This window comes from Variovorax flavidus (assembly GCF_030317145.1).
In the GTDB taxonomy this organism is placed as follows: domain Bacteria; phylum Pseudomonadota; class Gammaproteobacteria; order Burkholderiales; family Burkholderiaceae_C; genus Variovorax; species Variovorax flavidus.
Genome location: NZ_JASZYE010000001.1, coordinates 1380039 through 1404202 on the forward strand (window position 1 = coordinate 1380039; position 24164 = coordinate 1404202).

General features: G+C 64.4%; 15 protein-coding genes. 7 read left to right on the plus strand and 8 right to left on the minus strand.

The features are described 5' to 3' along the window. Positions 1–68 precede the first annotated feature (68 nt). From QTH90_RS06705 to QTH90_RS06725, 5 genes are all read right to left on the minus strand, one after another. Positions 69–491 (minus strand): FHA domain-containing protein, encoded by a 423-nt coding sequence (locus tag QTH90_RS06705; RefSeq protein WP_286663717.1) that lies wholly within the window; start codon positions 489–491, stop codon positions 69–71. A gap of 306 nt (positions 492–797) precedes the next feature. Beyond that, positions 798–1508, minus strand: a complete 711-nt coding sequence (locus QTH90_RS06710) for a YebC/PmpR family DNA-binding transcriptional regulator (RefSeq protein ID WP_286663718.1) — start codon at positions 1506–1508, stop codon at positions 798–800. A gap of 143 nt (positions 1509–1651) precedes the next feature. After that, positions 1652–7183 (minus strand): trifunctional serine/threonine-protein kinase/ATP-binding protein/sensor histidine kinase, encoded by a 5532-nt coding sequence (locus QTH90_RS06715; RefSeq protein WP_286663719.1) that lies wholly within the window; start codon positions 7181–7183, stop codon positions 1652–1654. Next, the gene (locus tag QTH90_RS06720; protein ID WP_286663720.1) at positions 7180–7566 is read right to left on the minus strand and encodes a response regulator; all 387 of its coding nucleotides are present in this window, start codon (positions 7564–7566) and stop codon (positions 7180–7182) included. The genes QTH90_RS06715 and QTH90_RS06720 overlap by 4 nt, the downstream gene beginning before the upstream one ends. After that, the gene (locus tag QTH90_RS06725; RefSeq protein WP_286663721.1) at positions 7563–8204 is read right to left on the minus strand and encodes a response regulator transcription factor; all 642 of its coding nucleotides are present in this window, start codon (positions 8202–8204) and stop codon (positions 7563–7565) included. Before QTH90_RS06725 ends, QTH90_RS06720 begins: the two co-directional genes overlap by 4 nt. Before the next feature lie 240 nt (positions 8205–8444). Between QTH90_RS06725 and QTH90_RS06730 the strand changes: the two genes are divergently transcribed. Then, on the plus strand, positions 8445–11501 hold the full coding sequence (locus QTH90_RS06730) for an ATP-binding protein (RefSeq protein ID WP_286663722.1): 3057 nt from the start codon (positions 8445–8447) through the stop codon (positions 11499–11501). Positions 11502–12055: 554 nt separating this feature from the next. Further along, entirely contained in the window at positions 12056–12580 is a 525-nt protein-coding gene (locus tag QTH90_RS06735; RefSeq protein ID WP_286663723.1) for a TetR/AcrR family transcriptional regulator, read from the plus strand. Between the two features lie 64 nt (positions 12581–12644). On the opposite strand, the gene QTH90_RS06740 is transcribed toward QTH90_RS06735, so the two are convergent. Further along, complete coding sequence (locus QTH90_RS06740) at positions 12645–14573, minus strand: sulfatase-like hydrolase/transferase (RefSeq protein ID WP_353506607.1); 1929 nt, start codon at positions 14571–14573, stop codon at positions 12645–12647. Between QTH90_RS06740 and QTH90_RS06745 the strand changes: the two genes are divergently transcribed. After that, complete coding sequence (locus QTH90_RS06745) at positions 14515–15996, plus strand: MBL fold metallo-hydrolase (RefSeq protein WP_286663724.1); 1482 nt, start codon at positions 14515–14517, stop codon at positions 15994–15996. The two genes, QTH90_RS06740 and QTH90_RS06745, sit on opposite strands and share 59 nt — an antisense overlap. Before the next feature lie 169 nt (positions 15997–16165). Here QTH90_RS06745 and QTH90_RS06750 read toward each other — a convergent pair whose 3' ends face one another. Further along, a complete protein-coding gene (locus QTH90_RS06750) occupies positions 16166–18583 on the minus strand; it encodes a DUF6351 family protein (protein WP_286663725.1) in 2418 nt (805 codons plus the stop codon). A 238-nt stretch (positions 18584–18821) separates the two neighbouring features. On the opposite strand from QTH90_RS06750, the gene QTH90_RS06755 reads away from it, so the two are divergent. The 4 genes from QTH90_RS06755 (at position 18822) to QTH90_RS06770 (ending at position 21141) form a co-directional block, all read left to right on the plus strand. Then, positions 18822–19511, plus strand: a complete 690-nt coding sequence (locus QTH90_RS06755; protein WP_286663726.1) for a glutathione S-transferase family protein — start codon at positions 18822–18824, stop codon at positions 19509–19511. A 1-nt stretch (position 19512) separates the two neighbouring features. Further along, a complete protein-coding gene (locus tag QTH90_RS06760; protein WP_286663727.1) occupies positions 19513–19860 on the plus strand; it encodes an ArsR/SmtB family transcription factor in 348 nt (115 codons plus the stop codon). After that, positions 19857–20315 carry an SRPBCC family protein gene (locus QTH90_RS06765; RefSeq protein ID WP_286663728.1) on the plus strand — a complete coding sequence of 153 codons (459 nt, stop codon included), beginning with the start codon at positions 19857–19859 and terminating at the stop codon, positions 20313–20315. Before QTH90_RS06760 ends, QTH90_RS06765 begins: the two co-directional genes overlap by 4 nt. Before the next feature lie 211 nt (positions 20316–20526). Next, positions 20527–21141 carry a TetR-like C-terminal domain-containing protein gene (locus tag QTH90_RS06770; protein WP_286663729.1) on the plus strand — a complete coding sequence of 205 codons (615 nt, stop codon included), beginning with the start codon at positions 20527–20529 and terminating at the stop codon, positions 21139–21141. Between the two features lie 82 nt (positions 21142–21223). Here the strand turns inward: QTH90_RS06770 and QTH90_RS06775 are convergent, their stop codons facing one another. Continuing rightward, positions 21224–24115 carry an ATP-binding protein gene (locus QTH90_RS06775; RefSeq protein ID WP_286663730.1) on the minus strand — a complete coding sequence of 964 codons (2892 nt, stop codon included), beginning with the start codon at positions 24113–24115 and terminating at the stop codon, positions 21224–21226. Positions 24116–24164: the final 49 nt, after the last annotated feature.

Below are 24164 nucleotides of genomic sequence, written 5' to 3' on the forward strand. Positions count from 1 at the left end.
GCCTGAATGGCCGATAGATGAATGGTGCAGTTTCGCGCTGCGCCGCGGGCGTGTCAATCAACGCGAGCTCACAAAGACCCGCGCTGGCTCCGAGGCACGCCCGGCGCCGTGGGCGCGTCCGCTTGCGCCCTCTCCTGATCGAGGTTCACCAGCAGTCCGTGCATGGTCAGCATCCGCAACGCTTCGACCTGGGTGAATTCCTGATCGGTGGCGATGAACCGCATCTCGTAGGCGCCGAGGCGGATGGCGTCGCCATGAACGAGCACCTGGCTCTCGATACGGACTTCATTGACGAAGGTTCCGTTGCGGCTGCCGAGATCGGTGATGGTCACAAAGGCCTGCTCGACATCGATGACCGCGTGGTCCCTGCTTGCCTGGCTCGAATCCACGATGACGTCGTTGCCAGGGCCACGCCCGACCTTGTTGTCGTGGGGCTGGAGAAGGACCTGCCGCGTCTCGCCGGTGGAGGTCATCATGAGGAGCGCCGGCATGTCGGGCTCTTCAACCGTTGCGGCCGCGATGGTCGGCGGGAAATGGGGAGGTGCTGCTCTTCATAGGTATTCCCTGCCGATGATAGGCATCGTCACGCGCAGAGTGAAGTGGAGGGGCTTACGAATACCTACGCGCTACTGAAGATCGGTGACGAGCAGGGTCATACCTCTCTTATCGGCAGGCGAAGGCATTCTTGAAGTCCGATGCCTTCACGCAGGAGCGGATGGCATCGCGCCCGAGGCGACGATCGCCTCCAGGCAGGCCCGCACGTAGATGAGCGGCAGGTCCGGCGGGAACGTCCGCAGCTACCCCGCGAGTCCCACGAACACGTTCTGCACGTCGTCGTTCGCATCGATGGCGGCCAGGAAGGTCTCGACCTCCTCCAACGCCTCGGCGCCCAGGCTGGCCGGATCGATCGGGTTCTTGGCCTTGTAGCCGAGCTTCGCCGACAGAACGGAGAAGCCCTGTGCCGGCAAGGCGCGGCTGACCAAATCGAGATCGACGGGATCGGTGAGGAAGACGGTGACTCCCTCCTCGCCGCGCTCGAAATCCTGCGCCCCTGCCTCGATGGCGGCCAGTTCAGGGTCGACCCCCGCTTGCTGGGCTTCGGCTTCAATCATGCCGAGGTGGTCGAAATCCCAGGCGACCGATCCAGAGGCGCCCAGTTGGCCCTTGCGGAACAGCACCCGCATCTCTGGCGCGGTGCGGTTCACGTTGTCGGTCAAGCATTCGACCATCACCGGCACCCTGTGCGGCGCAAAGCCTTCGTAGATCACGCGGTCGAAATGCACCGACTCGCCTGTCAGGCCGGCACCCTTCTTGATGGCACGCTCCAGCGTGTCCTTGGGCATCGAGACCTTGCGCGCCTGCTCAACCACGAGCCGCAGCCGAGCGTTCGATGCCGGATCGGCCCCGCTGCGCGCAGCGATCATGATTTCCTTCGCGAGTTTGCCGAACAGGCGTCCTTTGGCGTTGGCCGCCAGGTCCTTGTGCTTGGCTTTCCATTGCGCGCCCATGTGTGATGTTCCGTGAGTCGCGGCTTTGCCGCGGGAATAGGATTTTGCCGCAGGCCCGAAGGACCGCGGTGAGAGAAACAACGCCGACCAGCAACTTCTGCTCCACCGCCTGTGCATTCGCAGCGGCCTTGCTGCACGGGGTATCAAGTTGGCTGTCTGAGCATCCCCGTCGCCCCGGCTTCAGGAAGCTCGAAGTAGAAGTCCGATCCGCGATCCGCGTTCGCAACGGCTCCGATGCTCCCATTGAACGATTCGACAACGGCTTTGCAGATGCGCAGCCCCATGCCGAGACCTTCGGGCTTCGTCGTGTAAAACGCCTCGAAGAGCCGGTGACTCGCACCGGCGGACAGGCCAGGTCCGGTGTCGATGACGTCAACGCGGATTGATCCATCCTTGCGCCAAGACTTGATCAGTAGTTCTCGAGGATGTGATTCGTTGGATTCCATGGCCTCGATCGCGTTCACGAGGAAGTTCAGGATGACTTGTTGAATCTGCGTTCGATCAGCGGAAACCACGGCGCCGGCGTCGGCAAGCCGCGTCAGAACCTCGACACCCTTGCGCTCCGCCTGCGGCCTGACCAGGGCCAGGGTCTCGACGATGATCGGATTGATGTCGATGTTTTCTGCCTTGGGCGGGAGCTTCTTGAAGAGCGCCCTCGTGCGGTCCAGCACCTCGCCCGCATACATCCCGTCCCGCACGATGCGCTCGAGCGAGCGCGCAGCGGCGGCAACGTTGGGCGGATCGGTCGCAAGCCAGCGCAGGCCCGCGTTGGCACCCGACACCACTCCGACCAGCGGCTGCCTGACGTCGTGCGAAATCCACGCCGCGAGCTCGCCCATCGTCGTGACCCGGTTCGCATGGGCGAGGTCCGTCTGAAGAAGTCGGTTGCGCCGCTCGACTTCGACCGCCCTCGCCTCGGCCGCCTTTTGCTTCCTCAGGTCGACGACGATGGCCACGCCCTTGGTCTGCGTTTCCTCGAAGGTCGCGGCGCCGAGCAGACAAGGGATGCGGGTTCCGTCCTTGTGGAAGTATTCCTTTTCCACAGGCCGAAGCGCACCGGTCTCATTGAGCTCCTGGACTTCACGATTCACCTGCTCATGCCATTCAGGCGGCGTCATGTCGTACCACCGCAATGAGCCGCTCTCGAGTTCCTGGCGGGTGTATCCCAGCATCTGCAGGAATGCATCGTTGGCATCCAGGAGTTGTCCGCTGACGTCCCAGAAGACAATTCCGATGACGTCCGACTCGACGAGGCGCCGGATTCGTGATTCCCTCGCTGCCAGCTCGCGATAGAGGCGCGCATTCTCGAGCGAAACGGCGGCGTGCGACGCAAGCAGCTTGAGCACTTCCAGGTGCGTCGCCGTAAAAACGCCAGGGGCAAAGTTGTTCTCGAGGTAGAGAACGCCCTGAAGCTTTCCGGAGCCCAGGAGCGGCAGACAAAGGACGGACCTCACACGTCGTTCGCGGACACCGGCATCCACTGCGAGACGCGGGTCGGACAAGGCATCGTCGACGATGACACTCTCGCGCGATCGAATCGCGAAGCGGACGATGGCCTCCGCTATTGCGCGGGTGGAAGAGCGATCGATTCGCAACTCGACCTCCACCGTTTCGCCCGTCGTCAACGCTTCCGCCTCGATCTCGAATTCGTCTCCCTTGGGCATGAGCAAGAGGCCACGTTCCGCCCCGGCATGCTCGACCACGGTGCGCATGAGGGTCGTGACCAGCTCATCGCCGACCACCTCGCTGGCTACCGCCTTGGAATCCTTGAGAACCCGCTCGAGGTTGATCCGCTCCAGTGGCGCAACCGTCGTGGCAACAGCAAGCATGTGCGGACTCGGACGCATGAACTCCGGATACGCCGCCTCCAATTGGGCAAGCTTGCCCTTTGCTCCCCACCGCTCATAGGCTTCGATGGCTTCCCTCAGCAAGGCATGGGCAACACGCGTCATGCCTCGATCCCGATAGAAGCGGCTTGCAAGCTCGCACGCCAACGCCTCGCCGTGCCTGAATCCGTTCTGGCGGGCCGCGTTGGCGCTCTGCTCGTACAAGATCTCGGCGTCATGCGAGCGCCCTTCGAGACGAGCCATCTCAGCCTCGACGAGCAATAGCTTGTCGGTGAACGTAGCCGACTTCGTGTCGTGCGCCCATTGGCCGATGATGCGGTGGTGGCCGCCAAGCCTGGCGCGCAAGTTGTGTCTCTGTTGCTCAGGCACGCGCGACATCACGGCGCAGATCGTCAGCGCGCTGAAATAGTGGTGTTCGAGATATTCGATCTGGACGATACGCGTCAACGGATCGGTGTCCACGCGTCTGGACGCGGCCAGTGCCTCGTCGAACTCGCCGGCCATGTAGTGCAGCAAGGTCTTCCGCTGCCAGTACCACTGGACGAGATTGTTCATTCGCGAGGTCACGAGACTCGCCTCGAAAGCCGCACCGTCGAACGTGTCGTCCGTGAAGTCCGTCAGGCTCCTGGTCTGGCCGAGCAGGCACGCGATGGTTCTCTCGACGGTCGCGGTAACCGCCGCCGCATCGGCGAAGCCGACGTCATTGCCGAACTTCAGATGCCTTCGACATTCCTCCTGCGCTTCGACCAGGCCGTGCCCCCGCACGAGGAGGTGCGAGCTGCCCAGATAGCTGCAATAGCATGCAAAGTAGAGATCGCCAGCTTCGACGGCGAGCCGGATGGCATCCCTGAACTTGCCGAGCGACACGTCCAGGGGTTGCGTCCAGGAAGACGTCAACGCCATCGTCAGGCATGTCCTTCCGTGGTCGAGTACGGAGTCGCGTTTGGCGGCGAGTCCGTAGGCGAGCTGACACAGGCGATAGCCTTCGTCGAACCGGCCGAACACCGGCCCCATCAGCCAACCCAGGAGCGCGAAGCCCTGATTGGAGAGATGGGTCGACCCGTGCAGGAGGCTCAGGTTGACCATCTTGCAGACAACCACCACAACCAGGTTGAAGTCCGTGAAATACGACGGCGGCCAAAGCTCTGCCAGCAGGCGCATGGACGCCTGCTTTGCCGGGTCGACCATCGGAGGAAGGTCCGCGATCACATCGGTAGGCCGGCCGTTCAAGTTGGCCCAGACTTTGGAGTACTCCGCGTTGACGTCGTCCGTCGATGGATGCGGCGGGATGTCGATGCCCAATTGACGCAGCGCGATGAGCCCGCTCTGAACGGCCTCTTTGTACTCCGTGCCCACGGCGTGGAGTTCGACTTTCAGGCGATACGTTGCCGCGACATCGATCGGTCGTCTCGCGTGCAACAGGAGGTACTGCACCATGTCCCCAGTCTCGGCAAGCTTGCCTCCCAGGAAAGAGCATTCCGCATATTCCAACGCCAACTCGAACGCCAGCTCGGCGTTCTCGCGTTCGGCCGACTCACCGATCTGCGTGCGCCCCAGATCCAGGTAGCGGCATGCTTCGATGTACGCCGACGAGGCCCGGGCCCTTCTGCCCGCACGAAGGTTCAACCTTGCCGTCGCTGCCCGCTGGTCTGAATTCAGCGCCGGGCTTCCGGCCTTGTTGAAGTGGCTGACGATCTCGAAGATGTGCGCATCCAGGTCCTTTTCGTGAGTGGCTTGCAAGAGGCAAGTGCCGACGCGAAGGTGAAGCCCTGCGCGATCAGACTCGGGCACCGTGCCGTAAGCAGCCTCGTGAACCCGGTCGTGGGCGAAGGAGTAGGCGTTCTGCCGGTCCACGACGAGCCCCAGCCTCAGCGCCTCCTGAAGTCGCTCATGGATGGCAGCCAACGGCTCCTCCAGCACCAGGCCAAGGGAATCCTTCTCGACATGGCCACCCATGCATGCAAGCATGTGCATCGCTGACAGCGCGTCGTAGGGCAACCGCCGCACGCGCTCGATCATGAGCTCCGCGATGTTGTCGGTGGCCCGCTGCTCACGGATGCGCTGCAAATCCCAGCGCCACCGGGACTGCGACGCGTCGTAGCTCAGCGAGCCGTCGTCGGCCAGGGTCGCCACGAACTGCTGGGCGAAGAGAGGATTGCCACCGGTCTTCTCGTGCACGCACGTTGCAAGCGCTGAGATCTCGGCGTCGTCGCGGCATCTCAACGCCCCAGCCAGCATCTGCGCCACTTCCTGAGGCCGTATTCCCCCGAGCACCACTTCATGCAGGGGTGCCCCGGAATGACGGATGGCGTCGATGCTGCGTTGAAGCGCATAGGCCGCATCGGCCTCATTGGTGCGGTAGGCACCTACCAGCAGAAGGTTGCGGACGTCCGGGTGCGTCGCGAGCGACTCGAAGACTTCCAGCGTGGCCGCATCGAGCCATTGCAGATCATCAAGAAACAGGACCAGAGGTTGTTCTGGACTTGCGAACACGCTCAGGAACTGCCTGACGACGAGCAGGAAGCGAGTTCGCGCCTCGCCGCCTGAGAGTTCTGGAACCTGCGCTTGCACTCCGATCAACAGCTCGAGTTCAGGGGCCAGATTGACGATCAGCTGGCCATGTGCGGCCAGCGCGTGACGCAATCGAACTCGCCATTGTTCGAGCTCTTCTTCGCGCTTGACCAACAATTCTCGAACCAGGCTCTTGAACGCCTGTGCGATTGTTGCGTAGGGAATTCCTTGCTTGTACTGATCGAACTTTCCCGCCGCGAACCGGCCATGGGCGGTTGCCGCTGTCCTTTGCAGCTTGTTCACGAGAGACGACTTGCCGACGCCGGAATAGCCCGACACCAGCACCAGCTCCCGCATCCCCGAGGCGACCACCCGCTGGCAGGCAGCTTGCAGCGCATCGACATCCGCGTCGCGCCCATACAGTTCCTCGCCAAAGCGCAGCTCGGTGGTGCGATCCTGCAGTCCCGGCGGGAAGCTCTCGATGTTTTCGCCGGCCTCCCACTGGCTCAGGCATTGCACGAGGTCGTGGTGAAGACCTGCTGCGGTCTGGTACCGGTCCTCGACTGCCTTGTTCAGGAGCTTCAGGATGATCGCACTCAGCTGCGGAGGCACGCCGGCTCGCCTGTCACTCGGCGGGGCCGGGTGCCGAGCCAGGTGGCAATGAATCCATTCCGCCGGATCAACGGCCCGGAATGGCAAGACTCCCGTCAGCAACTCGTAGAGAGTGATGCCAAGCGAATACAGGTCGCTGCGCCCGTCGAGGCTGCGGCTGCCGCGTCCCGTCTGCTCCGGCGACATGTAGGCGAAGGTGCCTGCGATGACTTCAGGCGAAGCGGGCGCGGTACGTTCCCTGGCGACCCGGGCTGCGATGCCGAAACCCGTCAAGCGCACGCCCGCATTCGAGGGCAGCACAAAGATGTTGCTGGGCTTGATGTCTTTGTGAAGCACGCCGTTGTCATGCATGTGCGCAACGGCGCGGGACAGTTCGACGCCGATTCGCAGAACTTCGGCGATCGACAGTTCGGTGCCTACCCTGTGGGCCAGCAAGTCCCCCCCGGGATCCTGGAGAAGGAGCGCCGAGTCCGAATGCACATACTCGAGCGGCAACACCGCCCAGGCAGCGTCGAGCAGGTCCGCCAGTTGGAACTCGTGAAGGAGTCTTTCAGCGCTCTTCTGGTGCACGGACCCGAGCCCGGCCACCACGACAAGGATGGGCTGCGCAGGCTCGCCCGATGGCTGACGTGTGCTCCGGAACACGGTGCGTTCGGCGTCCCGCCACAACATGCTGGCGTCGGGGCGTAGTTCCGGCGCCGTCACCTCCGGGGCTCCAAGGCATCCGCAATCGCAGAGAGAAGGGCCTGTGCGTCGAAAGGCTTCCGGAACAGGGCGTGCACGTCCCGGGCCAAGGGCATGCTGCGGGTCATGCGCGCTGCCTGATCGTCCGCCGTGAACAGGATGATGGGCAACAGCGGCCTCTGCTGGTGGGCCAGCGCCATCACCTCCCACCCGTCCAGGCCAGGCATGCAGATATCCGAGATAAGGCAGTCGATAGCCTGCAGGGCTTCGCCGCGAAGCAAGGCGTTCGCCGAGGAGAAGGTGAGCGCAGCGTAGCCCGCGGATTCAAGCAGATCCGAAACAGACTCCAGCACTACCAGGTCGTCGTCGACCACGGCAACGGTGGCGCGCGCTTTGGTATTCACGGCATGCGCGGCTCGGCATCCGCAGAGTGCGCAATGCCCAGCTTGATCGACATTCGCACCAGATCGGCGAAGGATTCCGCCTGCATCTTGCGCATGACATTGCCACGATGGATTTGCAGCGTGACTTCACTGATGCCGAGGCTTGCAGCAACCTGTTTGTTGAGCAGGCCTCGCGCAATGAGCGGCAAGACCTCCCGCTCTCGCGGGGTGAGCGCCTCGTGGCGCCGTTCAAGTTCCGCGACTTCAGCCTGTGCCGATTGCTCCAGGCGGTGCCGGCTCATGGCCGATTCAACGGCGGCCAGCAACTGCTGCTCGTCGAATGGCTTGGGCAGGAAATCCACGGCGCCGGCCTTCATCGCGCGCACGGTCGACGGGATGTCGCCATAGCCAGTGATGAAGATGATCGGCGGATGCTGGCGACCGGCGAGTTGCCGCTGCAATTCGAGGCCATTCATGTCGGGAAGGTTCACGTCCAGCACCAGGCAGGCGGGCACGGCGTAGCTTCCGCTCGCCACGTACTCGGCGGCCGAGGCAAAGGTCACGATCCCGAAGCCCAGCGAGCCGATGAGATCCTCCATCGCCGCACGCACGCTTTGGTCGTCGTCAACGACGATCACTGTGCCCTCTCGCCCCGTCATCCTGCCTCCTGCGTGTCGAACTCATAGAAAGTTGCTATTTCGCCGCAACGACCGGTGCACTACCGTTCGGTCCTTGCGTGAACTTTCATTACGTTCCGAATCGTAGCGTATCTATCCTCGATTCGCCGATCGACCCTTACAAGCCCGACTCAGTGCCAAGCTCCCTGCCCTCCCATTTCTGCCCTCGAGCCCCGGACGCCCACGTGCGCCGCTCGGTCGCGTTTCTTCATTCCTGAGCCGGTGACTTCCAGCACCACGTCGCCTGCTCGCCCTGACGGAAGAGCACACCAATCCGCGTCGTCGGATGCTGCTGCGTTTCGCTCCGCGAGCGTTTCGTTCGGACCGTTTCGCCTCTACCCTGCTGCGCGACGCGTCGAGAAGGGTGGCGTCCTGTTTCCGCTCAGCAGCCGTGCGCTCGACATCCTGATCGTCCTTGTCGAGCACGCCAGCGAAATCGTCGGCCATCGGGATCTGACCGCACGCGTATGGCGCAACCTGGAGGTGGGGACCGGCAGTCTGCGAACGCACATCGCCGGCCTGCGCAAGGCACTGGGCGACGGCGAAGGCGGCGCTCGGTACATCGCGAACGTGGCGGGCCAGGGCTATTGCTTCGTGGCACCGATATTTCGCTCAACGCCATCCGAACCTGCGCCCTCGCCTGCTCGTGCCGACGCCCATGACGGCGCCGCCTTCAGGATGCGTGCGCTGCCACCGCTGCTCGCCCGGATGGTCGGGCGCGACGAGGCGAGTCGCGCCATCTCCCGCGACCTCATTGCGCATCGCTTTCTGAGCATCGTCGGCCCCGGAGGCATGGGCAAGACCACTGTCGCCGTGGCCGTCGCGCACGCCCTGCGCGGATCGTTCGCCGACGCGGTGTGCTTCGTGGACCTGAGCGCACTATCGAACCCGGCGCACGTCGCCTCTACGGTCGCTTCGACGCTCGGGCTCACCATCCAGGCCGAGGACGCGCTGCCGGAACTCCGTGAATCACTGCGACGCTCGCGGATGCTCCTGGTTCTTGACAACTGCGAGCACGTCATGGATGCGGCGGCAGTGTTGTCCGAAGAGATCTTCCGGGTGGCGCCTGAGGTGCATATCCTCGCGACCAGCCGAGAGGCCTTGCGGGTTGCCGGAGAGTGCACCTATCTGCTGCCCCCTCTCGAGTACCCGTCGCCCGACGCCCGCCTCGACGCTGCCGCGGCCCAGGCCTTTCCGGCCGTCAGGCTCTTCATCGAGTGCGCAGCAGCCACCGGATCCCGATTCGAGCTGAGTGACGCGGACGCACCGATCGTGGCGAGCATCTGCGGTCGGCTCGACGGCATCGCACTTGCAATCGAATTCGCGGCAGGCCGCGTCGGGGCCTACGGCATCAACGGCATCGATGCCCTGCTCAACAGCCGGTTCGGTTTGGAATGGCCCGGAAGGCGCACCGCGCCGCAGCGTCACCAGACGCTGCATGCCACGCTCGACTGGAGCCACGATCTTCTTTCCGAGAGCGAGCGGGCGGTGCTGCGACGATTGTCCATTTTCGTCGGCAGCTTCACGCTTGAAGCCGCGCAGGCGGTCGCGCGTGCAGGCACCGTCGACAACGATCGAGTTGTCATCAATGTCGGCGAGCTTGTCGCGAAATCAGTGGTGTCCTCTGTGGTGGGCTCCGACCGCTCACTGCGCTATCGGCTCATGGAGACCACTCGAGCCTACGCAATCGAGAAACTCGACGAAAGCGGTGAGTTGGACGCTACAGCCGAGCGCCATGCGGCGTATTTCACGCGGCTCTTCGATGCCGCGGCCGGTGGCGGCATCGACCCACACCGCGACGATCAAGCCCTTGAGCTCGTCGAGCACCTGGGTAACGTACGTGCGGCGCTTGCCTGGTGCTTCGGCGGGCCGGCGGATACCCCGCGCCAAACATCATTGGGCGTCGACCTCGCGGCGGCAGCGGCGCCGGTCCTGATGCAGCTCCTTCTGTTCAATGAAGCCCTCCGGTGGAGCACAGCGGCCCTGTCGATGCTGCGCGATTCGGACCGCTTGACCGCCAAGGAGATGGTCTTGCAGGAGACGCTCGCGATTGCGTCGATGTGGACGCGCTCCAATGGAAGTGACCTGGGCCGGGCCATCACCCGCGGCCTTGAGATCGCGAACCATCTTGGACACCCCGCGCCCAAGCTGCGTTGGATGGTGGGGATGCACATCTATCTGCTGCGCATGGGAGATTTCGCCGCCACCCGGGAAGTCGCCGAGGCGCTGAATGGGCTCGCTCGCACATCGGAAGACGCTTCGTACAAGGTCATGTCGGACTGGTTGCGCGGGTCATCGGCGCATTTCATGGGCGATCAACAGGCGGCGCGACAGTACTTCCAGGACGGTTTCGGGCGAACCGGCCCACGCAAGCTGCAGCTTTTCGGGCTCGACTACCGCGTGCGAGCGCTGGTGACCTTCTCCCGCGTGCTGTGGCTCAGCGGATGCCCAGACCGTGCGATGGAAGTTGCGCGAGAGGCGATCAGCGAAGCCGAGACTTTCGGGCGGCCGCTGGACGTGTGCTTCTCGCTGCTCTACACCACCTCGGTGTTCCTCTGGTGCGGTGATTGGACAACGGCGCAGCGCTCGTTTTCCCAGCTGACCCAACACACCAACTGGCCCTCGTTGTCTTCGTTCCATTCGACTGGCCAGGCCCTGGAAGGCGAACTGCTATTGAACATGGGAGAGGCGGAGCGTGGCATCGCCATGCTCCGCGCTGCCTTGCGGAGCATGCGGGACCAGCGACAGCTTCTCTTCTTCATGCGAGCCGCTGGCGCACTCGCAGGTGGCCTTATCGGGCAGGGACAGCCCGGCGACGCTCTTGCGGTCGTCAACGACGCCATCGCCGAAACCGAAGGCGGACCCGAGGGTACAGAACTCGCGGAATTGCTGCGGTTGCGGGCCGAAGCCTTGATGCGGCTGCCTGACTCCGATCCGGCGCGCGTGAAAGAAGCACTGATGCGCTCGCTCGAATGCGCCCGCCGCCAGCGAGCGCTGAGCTTGGAACTGCGAACAGCCACGACGCTCGCACGCCTTCGCGCAATTCAAGGCGATCGTGAGGACGCCTATCGCGTTCTCGACTCGGCACATCGCTCATTCACCGAGGGCTTCGGGACCCCGGATATCCAGTCGGCCGAACGCTTGCTGAAGGAGTTGGCCCCGACGGCGGCCGGGCACCAAGGTCGCCGGGCTCGACGCATCAAGACACTAGAGGTGATTCCAGCGCCGCCAGAAGTTCACGCGCCGTCACAAGGTCGACCGTGCCGTGACCTTCGGTGAAGCGGCAATCGTTCTGCTCCGCGATGGCGTGATGGACGTGCTCTCGAAGGGCATCAGGTGCGCCGGCCATGCGGTAGGCATAGAAGCGACCTCACGGTGTTGCTGAGGCCGCGTCAACCGGCCACTGTTGCGCACAGGTCAACAACGTGCTGCCTATTTGGCTTCACCGGGAGATGGAGCGCTGAGGCAAGATGCGCCCGGGTGTCCGACCAGTCCTCGGCACCGCAACGCGAGATCGGCTTGGCCCACTCCCGGAGTGAAGGGTCCGAAGGCGGTCCCGAATGCGCAAGACCCTGATGCGGCCTCGCCGGCCGGATCCGCTTGCGGGCAACTGGCACGCAAAGGCTCCCAGGAAGGTCGCCACGTAAGAGGACCGCTTGGCAAGCTCACATCACATCTGAAGCAACGCAACATATCGCACTAAATGACCAAGCAAGTGCCGAATCTCACTAGCTGCACGTATGTCCAGTTCGTCTCGCGCGTCCAGCGGTCGCGATAAGACCGCGGGCCGGCCCCGCAGCGACAACGCTACGCGCGCCGTACGTGCCGCGGCGTTGGAACTGGCCTATGAGGGAGGTGCCCAGTTCGCCACAGTCGAACGCATTGCCGCGCGCAGCGGTGTGGCGAAGACCTCAATCTATCGTCGATGGCCCAATGCGGCCAGCATTGTGATGGATGCGTACCTGGCCGAGCTCGGTCCGAAGATTCGCTACCGTCGCAAGTCCGGCGTGCTGGAGAGCTTCATCGATTCGGTCCGTCAGTTGGTCGTGGCGCTGAAGGGGCCGCACGGCGACCTGCTGCGCCACCTCCTCGGTGCGGCACAGTCCGACCCGCAGCTGCAGAAGGCGTTCCACGAGAACTGGATCGCGCCTCGGCGGGCGCAGGCGATGGCCGTCATCGAGCAGGCACAGGCCGATGGCGAGCTCGCTGCCAGCATCGACACCGATGTGCTGCTGGACGCCATATACGGCGCTGTCTACTTCCGCCTAATGATTCCTTATCGGAAACTCTCGACGACGTACGTAGAGAAGATGGTGCGCCAGGTGTTTGAAGGCGTAGCGGGCCACCGCCGGTTCTGACGCGCTGAATGGGACGTCCCCGTCTGCGGTGACGGTAACCACGCCGTGACGCGAGAAGGCGTCGTCAGTCTTCGAAGGACGTCACTTCCACCGGAAGCGTCGGAGCCTGCCACCGATAACCCTCAGCGAGTGCGTTGCGATCGGTCGCGTCACCGTTCCATCGGATGTTCAGCAAGTCGGTGATCGTCCATCCCGACCAATCGGCTCGAAACGGTCGGGTTTCCGCGTCAGCCGGCTGGCGCTTTGGCGACCTGTTGCGCCAGATGACGGTCGGGATTCGGTAGCCTGAGGCAGTGGCCGGGCTGTGACCTGCGTGGTTGCCCCAATGACCGACCTCTTGCCCATGGTCGGACAGGTACATCCAAGCCCTGTACCCTTCGGCTCGCCCGATCCTGCGTGTCAATTCGAGCGTCTCGGCGACCACGAAGTCATGGTACAGAAGGGCCGCGTCGTACTCCTGCCGAAACTTGCGCACCCACATCGATCGGCCGCTTCGCTCGAGCGCTTCTTCCACGTCATCGATACGGTCGTCGAACGGATTGGCTCCCTCGGGGAAGCGCAGGTTGTAGTGGGGATGCGCGCCCATGAGATGCACCACGATCAGTTTGCGCTCGGCGGGATCTTCCAACGCTTCCTGCACGCAATCGAGCAGTTCGCCGTCCAGCGATGCACCTGCGCGGCCGGGCGTGCGGTTCACGATGTCGACCATGTCGGCCAGCCGGGCGTGCTTCTGTTCGATCGCGACATCGTCGTGATTGCTCATCCACCAGACCTTGTAGCCCGCCGCGCGCGCCAGTGCCAGGACATGCTGCGGCTGTTGATCCTCTGGCAATCCAAAGTTGAACATGTTGCGCAGCGCCGGGATGGTGCTCGCATCGGCCGACCAGGCGTTGCGCATGACCAGCAACTGGTCTTTCAGTTGCGCCTTGTATGCCATGAGCCGTGGCGTGGTCGCGCGGCTGTAGCCATACAGCGCCATGTTGTCGCGGTTGATGCTGTCGGTGATGACGAGCACCAACGTCGCCGGCCCATCCATGGCTACCGAGGGTCTTGTCGCCCTGGCGCGCGACAGGGCCAGGTCACGCTCGCGCTGCTGGTCGGCCCATCCCGCGCGCAGTGCGAGCACCGAATGGCTCCAGTCTGCCCAAAACACCACTGGATGCAGCCTACGCCAGGGCTTGATCAGATAGGCGATGCTTCCAATGGCGAGGATTGCGCACATTCCTGTGATCGCCCAGCGCGGCGGGGGCTCACCGGCCCGCGCACCTCTTCGCGCATTCCTGGCGACGACCAGCGCCGCCAACAGCAGTCCGCCGCACCACACCAGCGTCGCGCGCCAGTGCATCGAGAGGTATTCCCCCGCCTCCCGCCGGTTGGTATTGGCAGCCGCGGACTGAACGAGGGAGCTGTCAGGCGCGGCCTGGTAGGCGTCGAGCAGGTACGCGCGGGTCACCGCATCCAGGGCAAAGCCCATCACCCACAGCCAGACCAGCACGATCCTGAAGCGATGCACTCGAGGGCTTCGAACCGGCCACGCAAGCCATACGAGTGCCGGCGCCGCGAGCACCATGAGCTGTGCCACCCGCCGGCCATCGTGTCCCAGCGCGATCAACATCAGCAACGTTGCCGCAATGGCGCCACAGGCCACCAGCGTTGGCGGTCTCTTCGCGCTTCGGGTGTTCGGTCGATCAGCGGAGAAGTCGAGCATGGGCGCCGGCATTCTGGCAGGCCGCTCTCCAGTTGCCACAAATAGCCCGATGCACCATACGGTCGCTCGCCACTGGACGGAAGCCATCGGCGGCGTGTGCCTCATCGGCATCGGGTCGGCCACGCTCTGTGAGCGCCTTACGGCCATTGCATAGATTGCACATCCCTCGCCTCCCGCCCAGAATCGGGGCCCGGCGAAATAGCGTTTGCCGACACTAGGAGACACCATGATGCGATCCGCCTTGACACGCACCGGCGCATTCCGGTCGGCTTTCGTGATCGGCATGGCCTGTTGGCTGGCCGCCTGCGCCTCCAGGCCGGACAACGCTGGTGACGTCCTCGCCCGTTCTGCGTCGACCATGGGCGGTGCGAACGCCAAGAGCCTGCGCTACGTGGCCGAGGGTACCGGCTATACCTTCGGTCAGGCGTACAAGCCCGGTGGCGCGTGGCCCCGCATCACGCTGCATTCGTTCACCCGTACCGTCGACTACGGCCAGGCCGCGATGCGCGATGAGGTCGTGTTGAGCCGCGCCGAGCCAACGGGCGGTGGCGGCTATCCCCTCGCCGGCCAGCAGCGCAACGACCAGTTGTTGAGCGGCGACCTGGCGTGGAACCAGACGCCGAACGGCGCCGTGCCGGTGCCGCGCCTCGTCTCCGATCGCATGCATCAACTCTGGATCACACCGCACGGCGTCCTCAAGGCAGCGGCGCGAAACAACGCGGAAGCGAGCCGTGGCGCGGACGGCGGCTCGACGCTGAAGTTCGTCGAACCGGGCCGGTTCAGCGCGACCGCCCAGGTCAATGGCGACGGACTCGTCACCCAGGTGGACTCCGTCTTTTCCGATCCGGTGCTGGGTGACACCCGTACGGTCACGTCCTACTCTGAATACCGCGACATCGCCGGCATCAAGTTCCCGATGCGGATCAGGCAGACGATGGGCGGCTTCCAGGTGCTTGACCTTGCTGTCAAGGACGTCCAGACCCAAGTCGACACCGCCGCGCTGCAAGTTCCCGATGCGGCCCGCAACCAGGGTGAGCGCGTCACGGCCGAGAAGGTGGCCGAGGGCGTGTGGTTCCTCGGCGGCGGCTCGCACAACAGCGTGGCGATCGAGACGAGGGATCACCTCGTCCTGGTAGAGACACCGCTCAACGACGCCCGCACCCAGGCGGTATTCGCGCAGGCCAGGACCCTTGCGCCAGGCAAGCCGGTCCGCTTCGCGATCAACAGCCATGCGCACTTCGACCATGCGGGTGGCGTGCGCACGGCCGTGGCCGAAGGCGCGACCATCGTCACGCAGGCAGCCAACGTCCCCTATTTCGAGAACGCCTTCGCGCGACCGAACCGTGTGAGACCCGACCGCATGGCCCAGGAAGGCAAGCGCCTGAATATGGTTGCTGTCGGCGACAAACTAGCCATGGGCGACGTTTCGCGCCCGATCGAGGTACACCGCATCACGGACAGCGTCCACAGCGACAGCTTCCTGATGGTCTACCTGCCCAACGAGAAGCTGCTGATTCAGGCGGACGCGTTCACGCCGTCCGCGCCCAATGCGCCCCCACCGGCAGTGCCGAATGCGAACAACCTCAACCTGATCACCAACATCGAACGGCTCGGCCTCAAGGTCGACCGCATCCTGCCGCTCCACGGCCGCGTGGTCCCCGTCTCGGAACTCTACGCAACGGCGGGCCAGCCGCTGCCGGCGCGTTGAGCCGAAAGTCGACGGATCTCGGCGTTGCTTCGCATCGAAGCCTCCCGCAGCGGAAGGCTCTGGATCTGGCAGCACAAATCTGCATGCCTGGGGCTCAGCGGCCAAGAGGACCGCTTTCGTCCCTTTCTCCATCCCGGACCGGCGAACCGGCCCGGATGGAGAGCCAGGATCAGATCGGCGTGGACTGCGGTGCTGCCGTCAGGGGCACGCCCCCTGGGCCGCCCACATATGTGCGAGGCGAGGCAGGCGCCTGCTGGCCGACGCCCGGCTTGGTGTAGTCGCACACGCCAGTGCTGAACACGGCCTGCAGACGGCCTTGCTGCGTCCCTGTGAAAGTGATGCCAGGGTACTCGCCGAAATTCAGCGGCTTCAGTGTGCACTTGAGGATGTTCTCGGCGCGCGGGCCTCCGGAGACCTGCCGCGGCGAAGAATGGATCGCGAGCTTGGGGTCCGCATCGCAAATCGCCTGGTCAGTCACCTTGGTCGAGAAGGTGGTGTCCGTGCTCAGGTAGCAATAGTCGAATGCCGTCGAAGGCTTGGACGCAAGGACCTGGGCCGACGTGCGTTCGCTGTTCAGCGTGGCCTTCGGTGCCGTGGTGACCAGACTGGAAAGCCAGGTGTCCATCATCAGGAAGGACTGGAGCGTGAGCGGCGCGGGCGCGACCAAGCCGGTTCCGAAGCGCCACATCACCTGGTTGCCATGACCACCGCCGTCCTGGTCGAGGCGGTCGCGTTCGGCAAAGCTTCGCCAGATGTAGTGAATGCCGCCTTCGTCGTAGCCGCGTAGATCGATGATCGGCAGCTTCGAAAGCTGCGCGCCGCTCGAAACGATGCCACTTTGATAGGCGATCTGCAGCCCGGCCGCATCCGCCACCGAGCGGGTCGTCGTCAGATTGGAGTCCGCGTCGCTGCCGCCGACCCCTTCGTTCAGCGTCACGAATTCCTCGGCGTTGATGGCTCCGGAGAGCAGCGCCTTCAGGCCGTACTGCACGCCGACGTTGTCGTTGGTCTGATTCGCACGCGTCGTTCCCGGCGCGAGACCCCACACGGCGACTGCGAGATCAGGATCGCCGCAACGTGGGCCGGTTGGGTTTGTCACCGGGTCATAGACCTGGCTTGGCGGCAGCTTGCAATTGTTGTTTGACGACGGACCGGCGACGAGATGCCCGGCAGCGTCGGCGACAAACGTCGGCGTGTAGTTGCCCGGCTTGTTGTTGTAGCCGAAGGAGTTGACCCACGAATGGCAGCCCGTTTGGTCGAGGTGGCCGTTGATGGCCGTCTTCTTGGCGTTGATCTGGGCCTGCGTCAGCCCTTCGGTCGCCACGAGATTTCCCCAGGCAGCGCCCGCGTAGAAATTCACGAGTTGGACGCAATCCGCCACTTCGATCCCTGTCGTGATCGAGTCGGGATAGTCGCACTGCACCTGGATGCCGTCGAGGAGACCAGGGAACGTCGAGGCCACGGTGTTTTGCCCGATCGATCCGCCGGAGCATCCGTTCCCCATCGTGTACTTGATCTCGCCGTAGTACTTGGTGATGTATTCCTTCATCATCATGACGGTCTCGCCGGCCAGGATGCGATTCGAGTTGTAGAGCGAATCGGTCAGGCTGTTGTCGACGACCATCACGCCGCGGGAGAGTGCGCTGTCGTCCGCCCAGTTCTGCTCGGTGCGGAACTGCAGCCGCGGCTGACCCGTGCTGGCGCCGAACGAGTAGACCACCTTGCCGGTCCACTGCGCCTGGGGCGCATTGGCAGTCCATGGCTTGGCCGGATCGAACAGCACGGCGATGTCGAAGATGCCGCGATTCACCGTGCCGCGCTCGACCCTGACGATGTAGGGCACGGCGGCCGTCGCGCCAAGCGGCGTGGTCGTTGCAACGGACGCCATCGGCGTAGTGCCTGGCACATAGGGCTGCAGGCACGAGCTCGACGGGGTCGAGGGGTTCGGATTGGCGATCGTCGGCGAGGGGTCAGGCAGCAAGAACGAGCAACCACCGTCGCCGGCAGCCGCAGTCTGCGGAGTGAGTGTTCGATAGAACAGCTTGGTCTCGGTCGCGATGTTGCATTGCGCATCAGTTGCGGTCGTCGACAGGCCGCTCGCGTTGGTTGCTGCCGTTGATGCCGTTGCCGCAGTCGGCACAGGAGTGGCGCAGACCCAGGGTGTGACCTGGGTGCTCACCAGCACGGGTCCACCGATCGGGTGGTTTGTCAGAGTGAGCGATGCGCCGCGAAACGAATCGTCCGTGGACGTCACCTTGAGCGTGTTGGCGCCATTTGCCAGCCCGGTCACGAGGCCGACCGTGCGCCCGTCACCTCGGGTTTGCTTGAACGCAGTCGTCACGTCCGCGGAGCCGAGCGTGACTTTCATGGCAGAAGTCGAAGACCCGGTCGGCATCTTGATTTCGACCAATGCCGATCCGCCTGAAACCATATCGGCCCGCGTCGACAACGGAAGTATCTGCGCCTGGCCCTTTGATTGTGCGGGAGGGGGGAAGAATCCCCCGCCTCCACCACCACCACAGGCGGCGAGAAAGACGCACAAGGTCGTACCGGCGGCACAAGCCGCCAGCTTTTCGTAAAGCCTCATTTGTTTGTCTCCGTTTGGTGTTATTGCCAATTGATGCTATGGGTGACTCGATGTCACAAGGACGTGGTTTTCCCTAGCCGGAGGGCACCCGCATTCCACATCGAGTCACATTGGAGACACCGCGCATCATCCCGCCTGCTGAAACCCGCCGAGCGAGGTGCGGGCGACCGAAAGCGGCGCTTGACGCCACTGGTTGTCGAGCTGATACTTTCCAATCATGGAAAGTATTGGCAATCCTATGAACGATCTCACGCTGCACTACCACCCGCTCTCGTCCTACTGTCACAAGGTTCTTATCGCGATCGACGTGTTGGGCATCGAGGTGGACAAGCGGATCCTCAATCTGGGGGATCCCGAAGAGCGGGCGTCGCACCTGGCACGGTGGCCGACGGGCAAGATGCCGCTCTTGATGGACCGTCTTCGGCCCGTGCCCGAATCGAGCATCATGATCGAGTATCTCCAGCGTCACTACGCACGCCCAGGGCGCACGCTCATCCCGGATGCTCCGGACGCCGCCCTCGACGTGCGCTTGTGGGACCGCTTGTTCGACCTGCACGTGATGACCCCGATGCAGGCATTGACCGCCGACCTTTTGCGACCAGAAGGTGAGCGCGACGCACGCGGCGCAGCCCAGGCGCGACAGGGTCTGTCGTCGGCCTACGCGTTCATCGATCGCCACCTCGCAGGGCGCACCTGGGTGATCGGCGATGCGTTCAGCATGGCCGACTGCGCCGCGGCACCGGCATTGTTCTATGCAGTGACTTACGTGCCGCTGCCACCGCAGCACGTCCGCCTGGCGGCCTATTTCGAACGCTTGATGGACCATCCCTCGGTTGCGCTCACCATCGATCAGGCAAGGCCCTACTTCAAGTTCTATCCTGGGCGTGACGGCTTGCCTCGGCACGTCTTCGACCGGGCGAGCGTCTGAAATGCGGGCCATCGTTGAGCCCGCACGCCTCGACCGCATGTTCTTTGCGCTGGCCGACGGGCATCGCCGCGGCATGCTCGACCGCCTGAGCCGAGGACACGCATCGGTGTCCGAACTGGCTGAACTGCTTGGCATCGCGCTGCCCTCGGCAGTCAAGCACCTGGCCGTGCTTGAGTTGGGCGGATTCGTTGCCTCCCAGAAGACCGGCCGCGTGCGCACTTACAAAGCCGAACCCAAGGCGCTCGACGCCATGGAGGCCTGGGTCGCGAAGCGCAAGACGCTACTCAATGCACAGTTCGACCGGCTCGACGCCTATCTGGCCGAGCAGAAAGGCAAGGCCACGCGATGAAGCACATCCCGAGCGCGCACACCGACTTCGTCATAGAACGCGAGTTCGACGCCACGCCTGAATCGGTGTTCCAGGCCTGGGCCGATCCGGAGGCCAAGCGCCGTTGGTCCGACTGCCACGCCGAGCACACGACTGATTACCGTCTGGACTTCCGGCCGTTCGGGCATGAGACGCATCGGGTCGTCTATCCCGACGGACGCATTCAGCAGATCGAAAAAGTGTTCTTCGACATCGTCGCCGGGCGGCGCATCGTCTTTGCCTACGACATTCAGGTCGATGCACGGCGGCTGTCGGTTTCGCTCGTTACGGTCGAATTCTTTGCCCACCAGGGCGGCACTCGCATGGTCTACAGCGAGCAGCTCGTCTACCTGGACGGACATGAAGACCGTGCCCAGCGCATGCGCGGAACAGAAGAAAGCCTGGACCGGCTCGGGCTGGAGTTGATTCATCCCTAGAACTTGAACCTGGCGCGGCACAGGCTTGTCCCGCCGAACGATTCGACAATCGAACGGCTATGGCGAGGCTCTTGGGTTGCGGCGGCGTGGCACCTTCGAGAGAACCAACTAATAGAAAGGTACGATTCCGATCAGCGTTGCCGGTGACTACGATGCGTATCGTAATTGGATCAAGTTGGACTGCCAGCCGCTCGAACTACGCCGACTCATCATGTCCACGTCACCCACCACCACCCGCTCCAAGCTGACCGCCGGCCGTCCGCGCAGCGCGGAGGTCACGCGCGCGGTGCGCGCTGCCGCCCTTGCGCTGGCCTATGAAGGCGGTGCACCGTTCGCCACGATTGAGCGCATCGCCGCGAGCAGCGGCGTGGCCAAGACCTCCATCTATCGTCGCTGGCCCAATGCGGCGAGCATCGTGATGGATGCCTTCCTGGCCGAGGTCGGTCCGAAGATCCGCTACCGCCGCAAGCCTCGCGTCGAGGAAACCTTCGTTGATTCAGTTCGACAGCTGGTGGCGGCGCTCAAGGGGGGCCGCGGGGACCTGCTGCGCCATCTCCTCGCGGCGGCGCAGTCGGACCCGCAGCTGCTGCAGGCGTTCCAGAACAACTGGATCGCGCCCCGCCGCGCGCAGGCCATGGCCGTCATCGTCGAAGCCCAGGCAGAGGGCCAGTTGGCCGCGAACATCGATGCCGATGCGCTGGTGGATGCCATCTACGGTGCGGTGTACTACCGCCTGATGATCCCGTACGAGGAACTCTCCGCGGCCTACGCGCGAAAGATGGTCCGCCAGGTGTTCGAAGGCGTCGTCGGCGGCCGTCGGTCGTGAGCCTCATTGCGAACGGCCATGTCGCTTGCGCGCCATCGCGCGAGCCAAGGTCGCCGTGACGAAGCCAAGGCCCCGGGGTGCATCAGGGAAGAGGCGATCCCAGCGTCACCAGAAGATCCCGCGCCGTGACGAGGTCGACCGTGCCATGCCCTTCAGCAAAGCGACCGTGAATGGGCGCGAGAAGTCGTCTCGCGGGCTCGACCCGACCTTGCCGGAGCCAGAGCTTCGCGAGGCTGTTTGACGCCCGCAGCTCCCAGGACAAGGCCCCTTGCCGGTACGCGCAGTCGATGGCGTCAAGAAGGCATTGTTCTGCCGACTGCAGGTCGGCACGCGGCATGCTGGCCAGGATCTCGCCTTTCACACGCAGCGCCTCCGGCATGTTCGAGTAGCCGCCATGACGCTCGATGAGCGCGATCGCCTCCTCGATCGCCGCCAGAGCCTCGGAGTGCTTCCCCAGTTCGGCGAGGCCTTCGGCCAGCGCGCCCATGAACACGCCGGTGCGCATCTCGTAGCGATCGGCATGCACGGACCGCAGGCTCTCGTTCAACAACTCGACACCGAGCTCGGGCCTCGCACGCCGGACGGCGACCTCGCCTCGCAGCCCCATGGCCACCGCCGCATAGGGGGACAGCGAATGCTTCATAGCGTGCGCATGCAGTTTCTCGATGACGCTTTCCTCGCGCGCCCAGTCGCCCCGCCAAAGGAACACGGACCCGGCCCAGATCAGCGCGATGCACAGGGTCACGGGATGATCGAGCAACTCGGCCTCCTCGATTGCCTGTTGCGCCAGGACAGCCGCCTGGTCACATCGGCCGCGAAGCCAGTGGCATCGTGCCTGGCCGCTCAGCGCATGGATGCGGTGATCGAACCCGAGGCGCGCCGTGCGGATGCGATGTCCCTCGCCGCTGCCCTTCAGCGCGGCTTCCCAGTGCACTTCGGCATCCGCGATCTGGCCCGTCAGATCCAGCGTCACGCCCAGCATCGAATCCACGGTTCCGGACGCCACGGGGTCGCGCATGTCGCTCGCGACCGCGTCGGCGCGCCGGGCCGCGTCGAGCGCGCCCGTGAAATCCCCCATCCGGAGCAGGCACGTGCCGAGGCCGGCGAGCAGCCTCAACTGGTAGGCGCAATCCAGGAGTTCGTTGGCAATCTCAAGGCCGTGCGAGAACGCTCGCCGCACCTCCTCGCTGTTGCCACGCGTGAACATGAGCGACTGTCCCAGCGAGGCCTGCAGCTCCATCTCGCGACGCGAGCCCCGAGCGGCCTCGGGCAGCGAAGCGATGGCCCTCTCCATCCAGCCTCGGCATTCGCTCAGCAGCGACATCTCGAGGAAAAGCGGCGCCGCCGCGGCGGCCAGCGCGGTGCCAGCTTCCATGTCGCCGCCATCGGAAAGGCTCCAATCCAGCGCGACGCGCACATTGCCGAGCAGCTCGTGCGGCAGCAGGGGCGTCCTTTCCACCTCGGTAGCGAGCAACGGCAACGCGCGCCGCTCAAGCGCCGTGCGGAACCAGGACGCATGCCGAGATGCCACCGAGGCCGACTCGCCGCACTCGATCAGCCTTTGCAGCGCATACACCCGCGTGCTGTCCAGCAGGCGATAGCACATCCCCTTGCCTCTGGCTTCGTTGGCCAGCAACGACTTCGCCACAAGATTCGCAACGGCCTCGACAACTTCCGAATCGTCCAACCCGGGCTCGCCAGCGACGAACTGCGCTGCTTCGAGCGAGAAGTTCCCGACGAACGCCGAGAGCCTGCGCAGCACCGTGCGCTCGACCATCGTCAGCAGGTTGTAGCTCCATTCGAGAGCGGCACTCATCGTCTGGTGCCGCGGCACGGCTGTGCGGCGACCGTGCCACAGCACTGCGATGCTCTTGTTGAGCAAGGCCGCGATGCCCTTGACGCCGTAGGCGTCCAGGCGCCCGGCGGCCAACTCGATGGCGAGCGCGATGCCGTCGAGTTCCCGGCAGATCCTCGCCACAGCAGGCGCGTCGGCATCGCCGAGTTCGAAACGCGCGGCGCTCACCCCCGCGCGCTGCACGAAGAGTTGCACCGCTGGGTAGGCCAGAGCTTCTTCGGCCCTGATCGAATCGCCAGCGGGCGGACAGGCGAGCGGCAGCAGCAGATGGACCTGCTCGCCCTCGACGCGCAGTGACTCCCGGCTGGTCGCGAGGATATGGACCCTGGGTGCTTCCTTGAATATCCGATCGGCCAGCGCCGCGACAGCGCCGATCACGTGCTCGCAGCTGTCCAGAACGAGCAGCATGTGCTTGTTGCGCAAGAAGTTCACGATGCCCGGCGGAACGTCTCCAGGGTGACCGCCGAGTCCCAGCGTTGCCGCGAGCGTCCCGGCGACCAGGGCGGCATCGTGCACCGCACACAAGTCGATGAAGCATGCGCCGTCGTCGAAAACCCGGGACATCGCGTGCGCGACCGAGACGGCGACCGTCGTCTTGCCGATGCCTCCGGGACCGACCACGGTCACGAACCGCTTCCGCAGCAACTCGGCCTGGATCGCACGCAGGGCGTCATCGCGGCCCACCACGCGTGCCATCAGTGCCGGCAGGCCGGCCGCGGGACTTGGATGCGCATGAGCTTGCGCGGGCGCCGCGCTCCGCGAAACATAGGTGACGGGCGCGACGAAGCAATAGCCCTGGCCGGCGACATTCGCCACGTACGGGCTGTCCCATCCACCGTCGTCCAGGGCCTTGCGCACAGCGACCATGTGGACTCGAAGGCTGCCCTCGTCGACCACTACATCCGGCCAGGCTCGTGCCATGAGCTTTCGCTTGTCGATAACCTGCCCGGCCTCGGCCACCAGCGCGATCAGCAGACTGAGCGCGCGTCCTCCGAGGCGCACCGGGACGCCATCCCTTTCGAGGAGCCGCTCGGCCACGGACAGCCGGAAAGGACCGAACGTGGCAATTCGGTCGTCCTGGTCGGCACGGTCGGCGTGGTCCGTCGTCGGTGTCGTCATCGCGTCGGCTTCATCTATGCAATCGACCCACATTCTCGCTTCTCCTCCG

What these genes read in the sequence shown, in the direction of transcription:
- QTH90_RS06705 (WP_286663717.1), bottom strand. Translation starts at nt 491, where the DNA reads ATGCCGGCGCTCCTCATGATGACCTCCACCGGCGAGACGCGGCAGGTC.
- QTH90_RS06710 (WP_286663718.1), bottom strand. Translation starts at nt 1,508, where the DNA reads ATGGGCGCGCAATGGAAAGCCAAGCACAAGGACCTGGCGGCCAACGCC.
- QTH90_RS06725 (WP_286663721.1), bottom strand. Translation starts at nt 8,204, where the DNA reads ATGACGGGGCGAGAGGGCACAGTGATCGTCGTTGACGACGACCAAAGC.
- QTH90_RS06745 (WP_286663724.1), top strand. Translation starts at nt 14,515, where the DNA reads ATGATGCGATCCGCCTTGACACGCACCGGCGCATTCCGGTCGGCTTTC.
- QTH90_RS06740 (WP_353506607.1), bottom strand. Translation starts at nt 14,573, where the DNA reads ATGCCGATCACGAAAGCCGACCGGAATGCGCCGGTGCGTGTCAAGGCG.
- QTH90_RS06750 (WP_286663725.1), bottom strand. Translation starts at nt 18,583, where the DNA reads ATGAGGCTTTACGAAAAGCTGGCGGCTTGTGCCGCCGGTACGACCTTG.
- QTH90_RS06755 (WP_286663726.1), top strand. Translation starts at nt 18,822, where the DNA reads ATGAACGATCTCACGCTGCACTACCACCCGCTCTCGTCCTACTGTCAC.
- QTH90_RS06760 (WP_286663727.1), top strand. Translation starts at nt 19,513, where the DNA reads ATGCGGGCCATCGTTGAGCCCGCACGCCTCGACCGCATGTTCTTTGCG.
- QTH90_RS06765 (WP_286663728.1), top strand. Translation starts at nt 19,857, where the DNA reads ATGAAGCACATCCCGAGCGCGCACACCGACTTCGTCATAGAACGCGAG.
- QTH90_RS06770 (WP_286663729.1), top strand. Translation starts at nt 20,527, where the DNA reads ATGTCCACGTCACCCACCACCACCCGCTCCAAGCTGACCGCCGGCCGT.
- QTH90_RS06775 (WP_286663730.1), bottom strand. Translation starts at nt 24,115, where the DNA reads ATGACGACACCGACGACGGACCACGCCGACCGTGCCGACCAGGACGAC.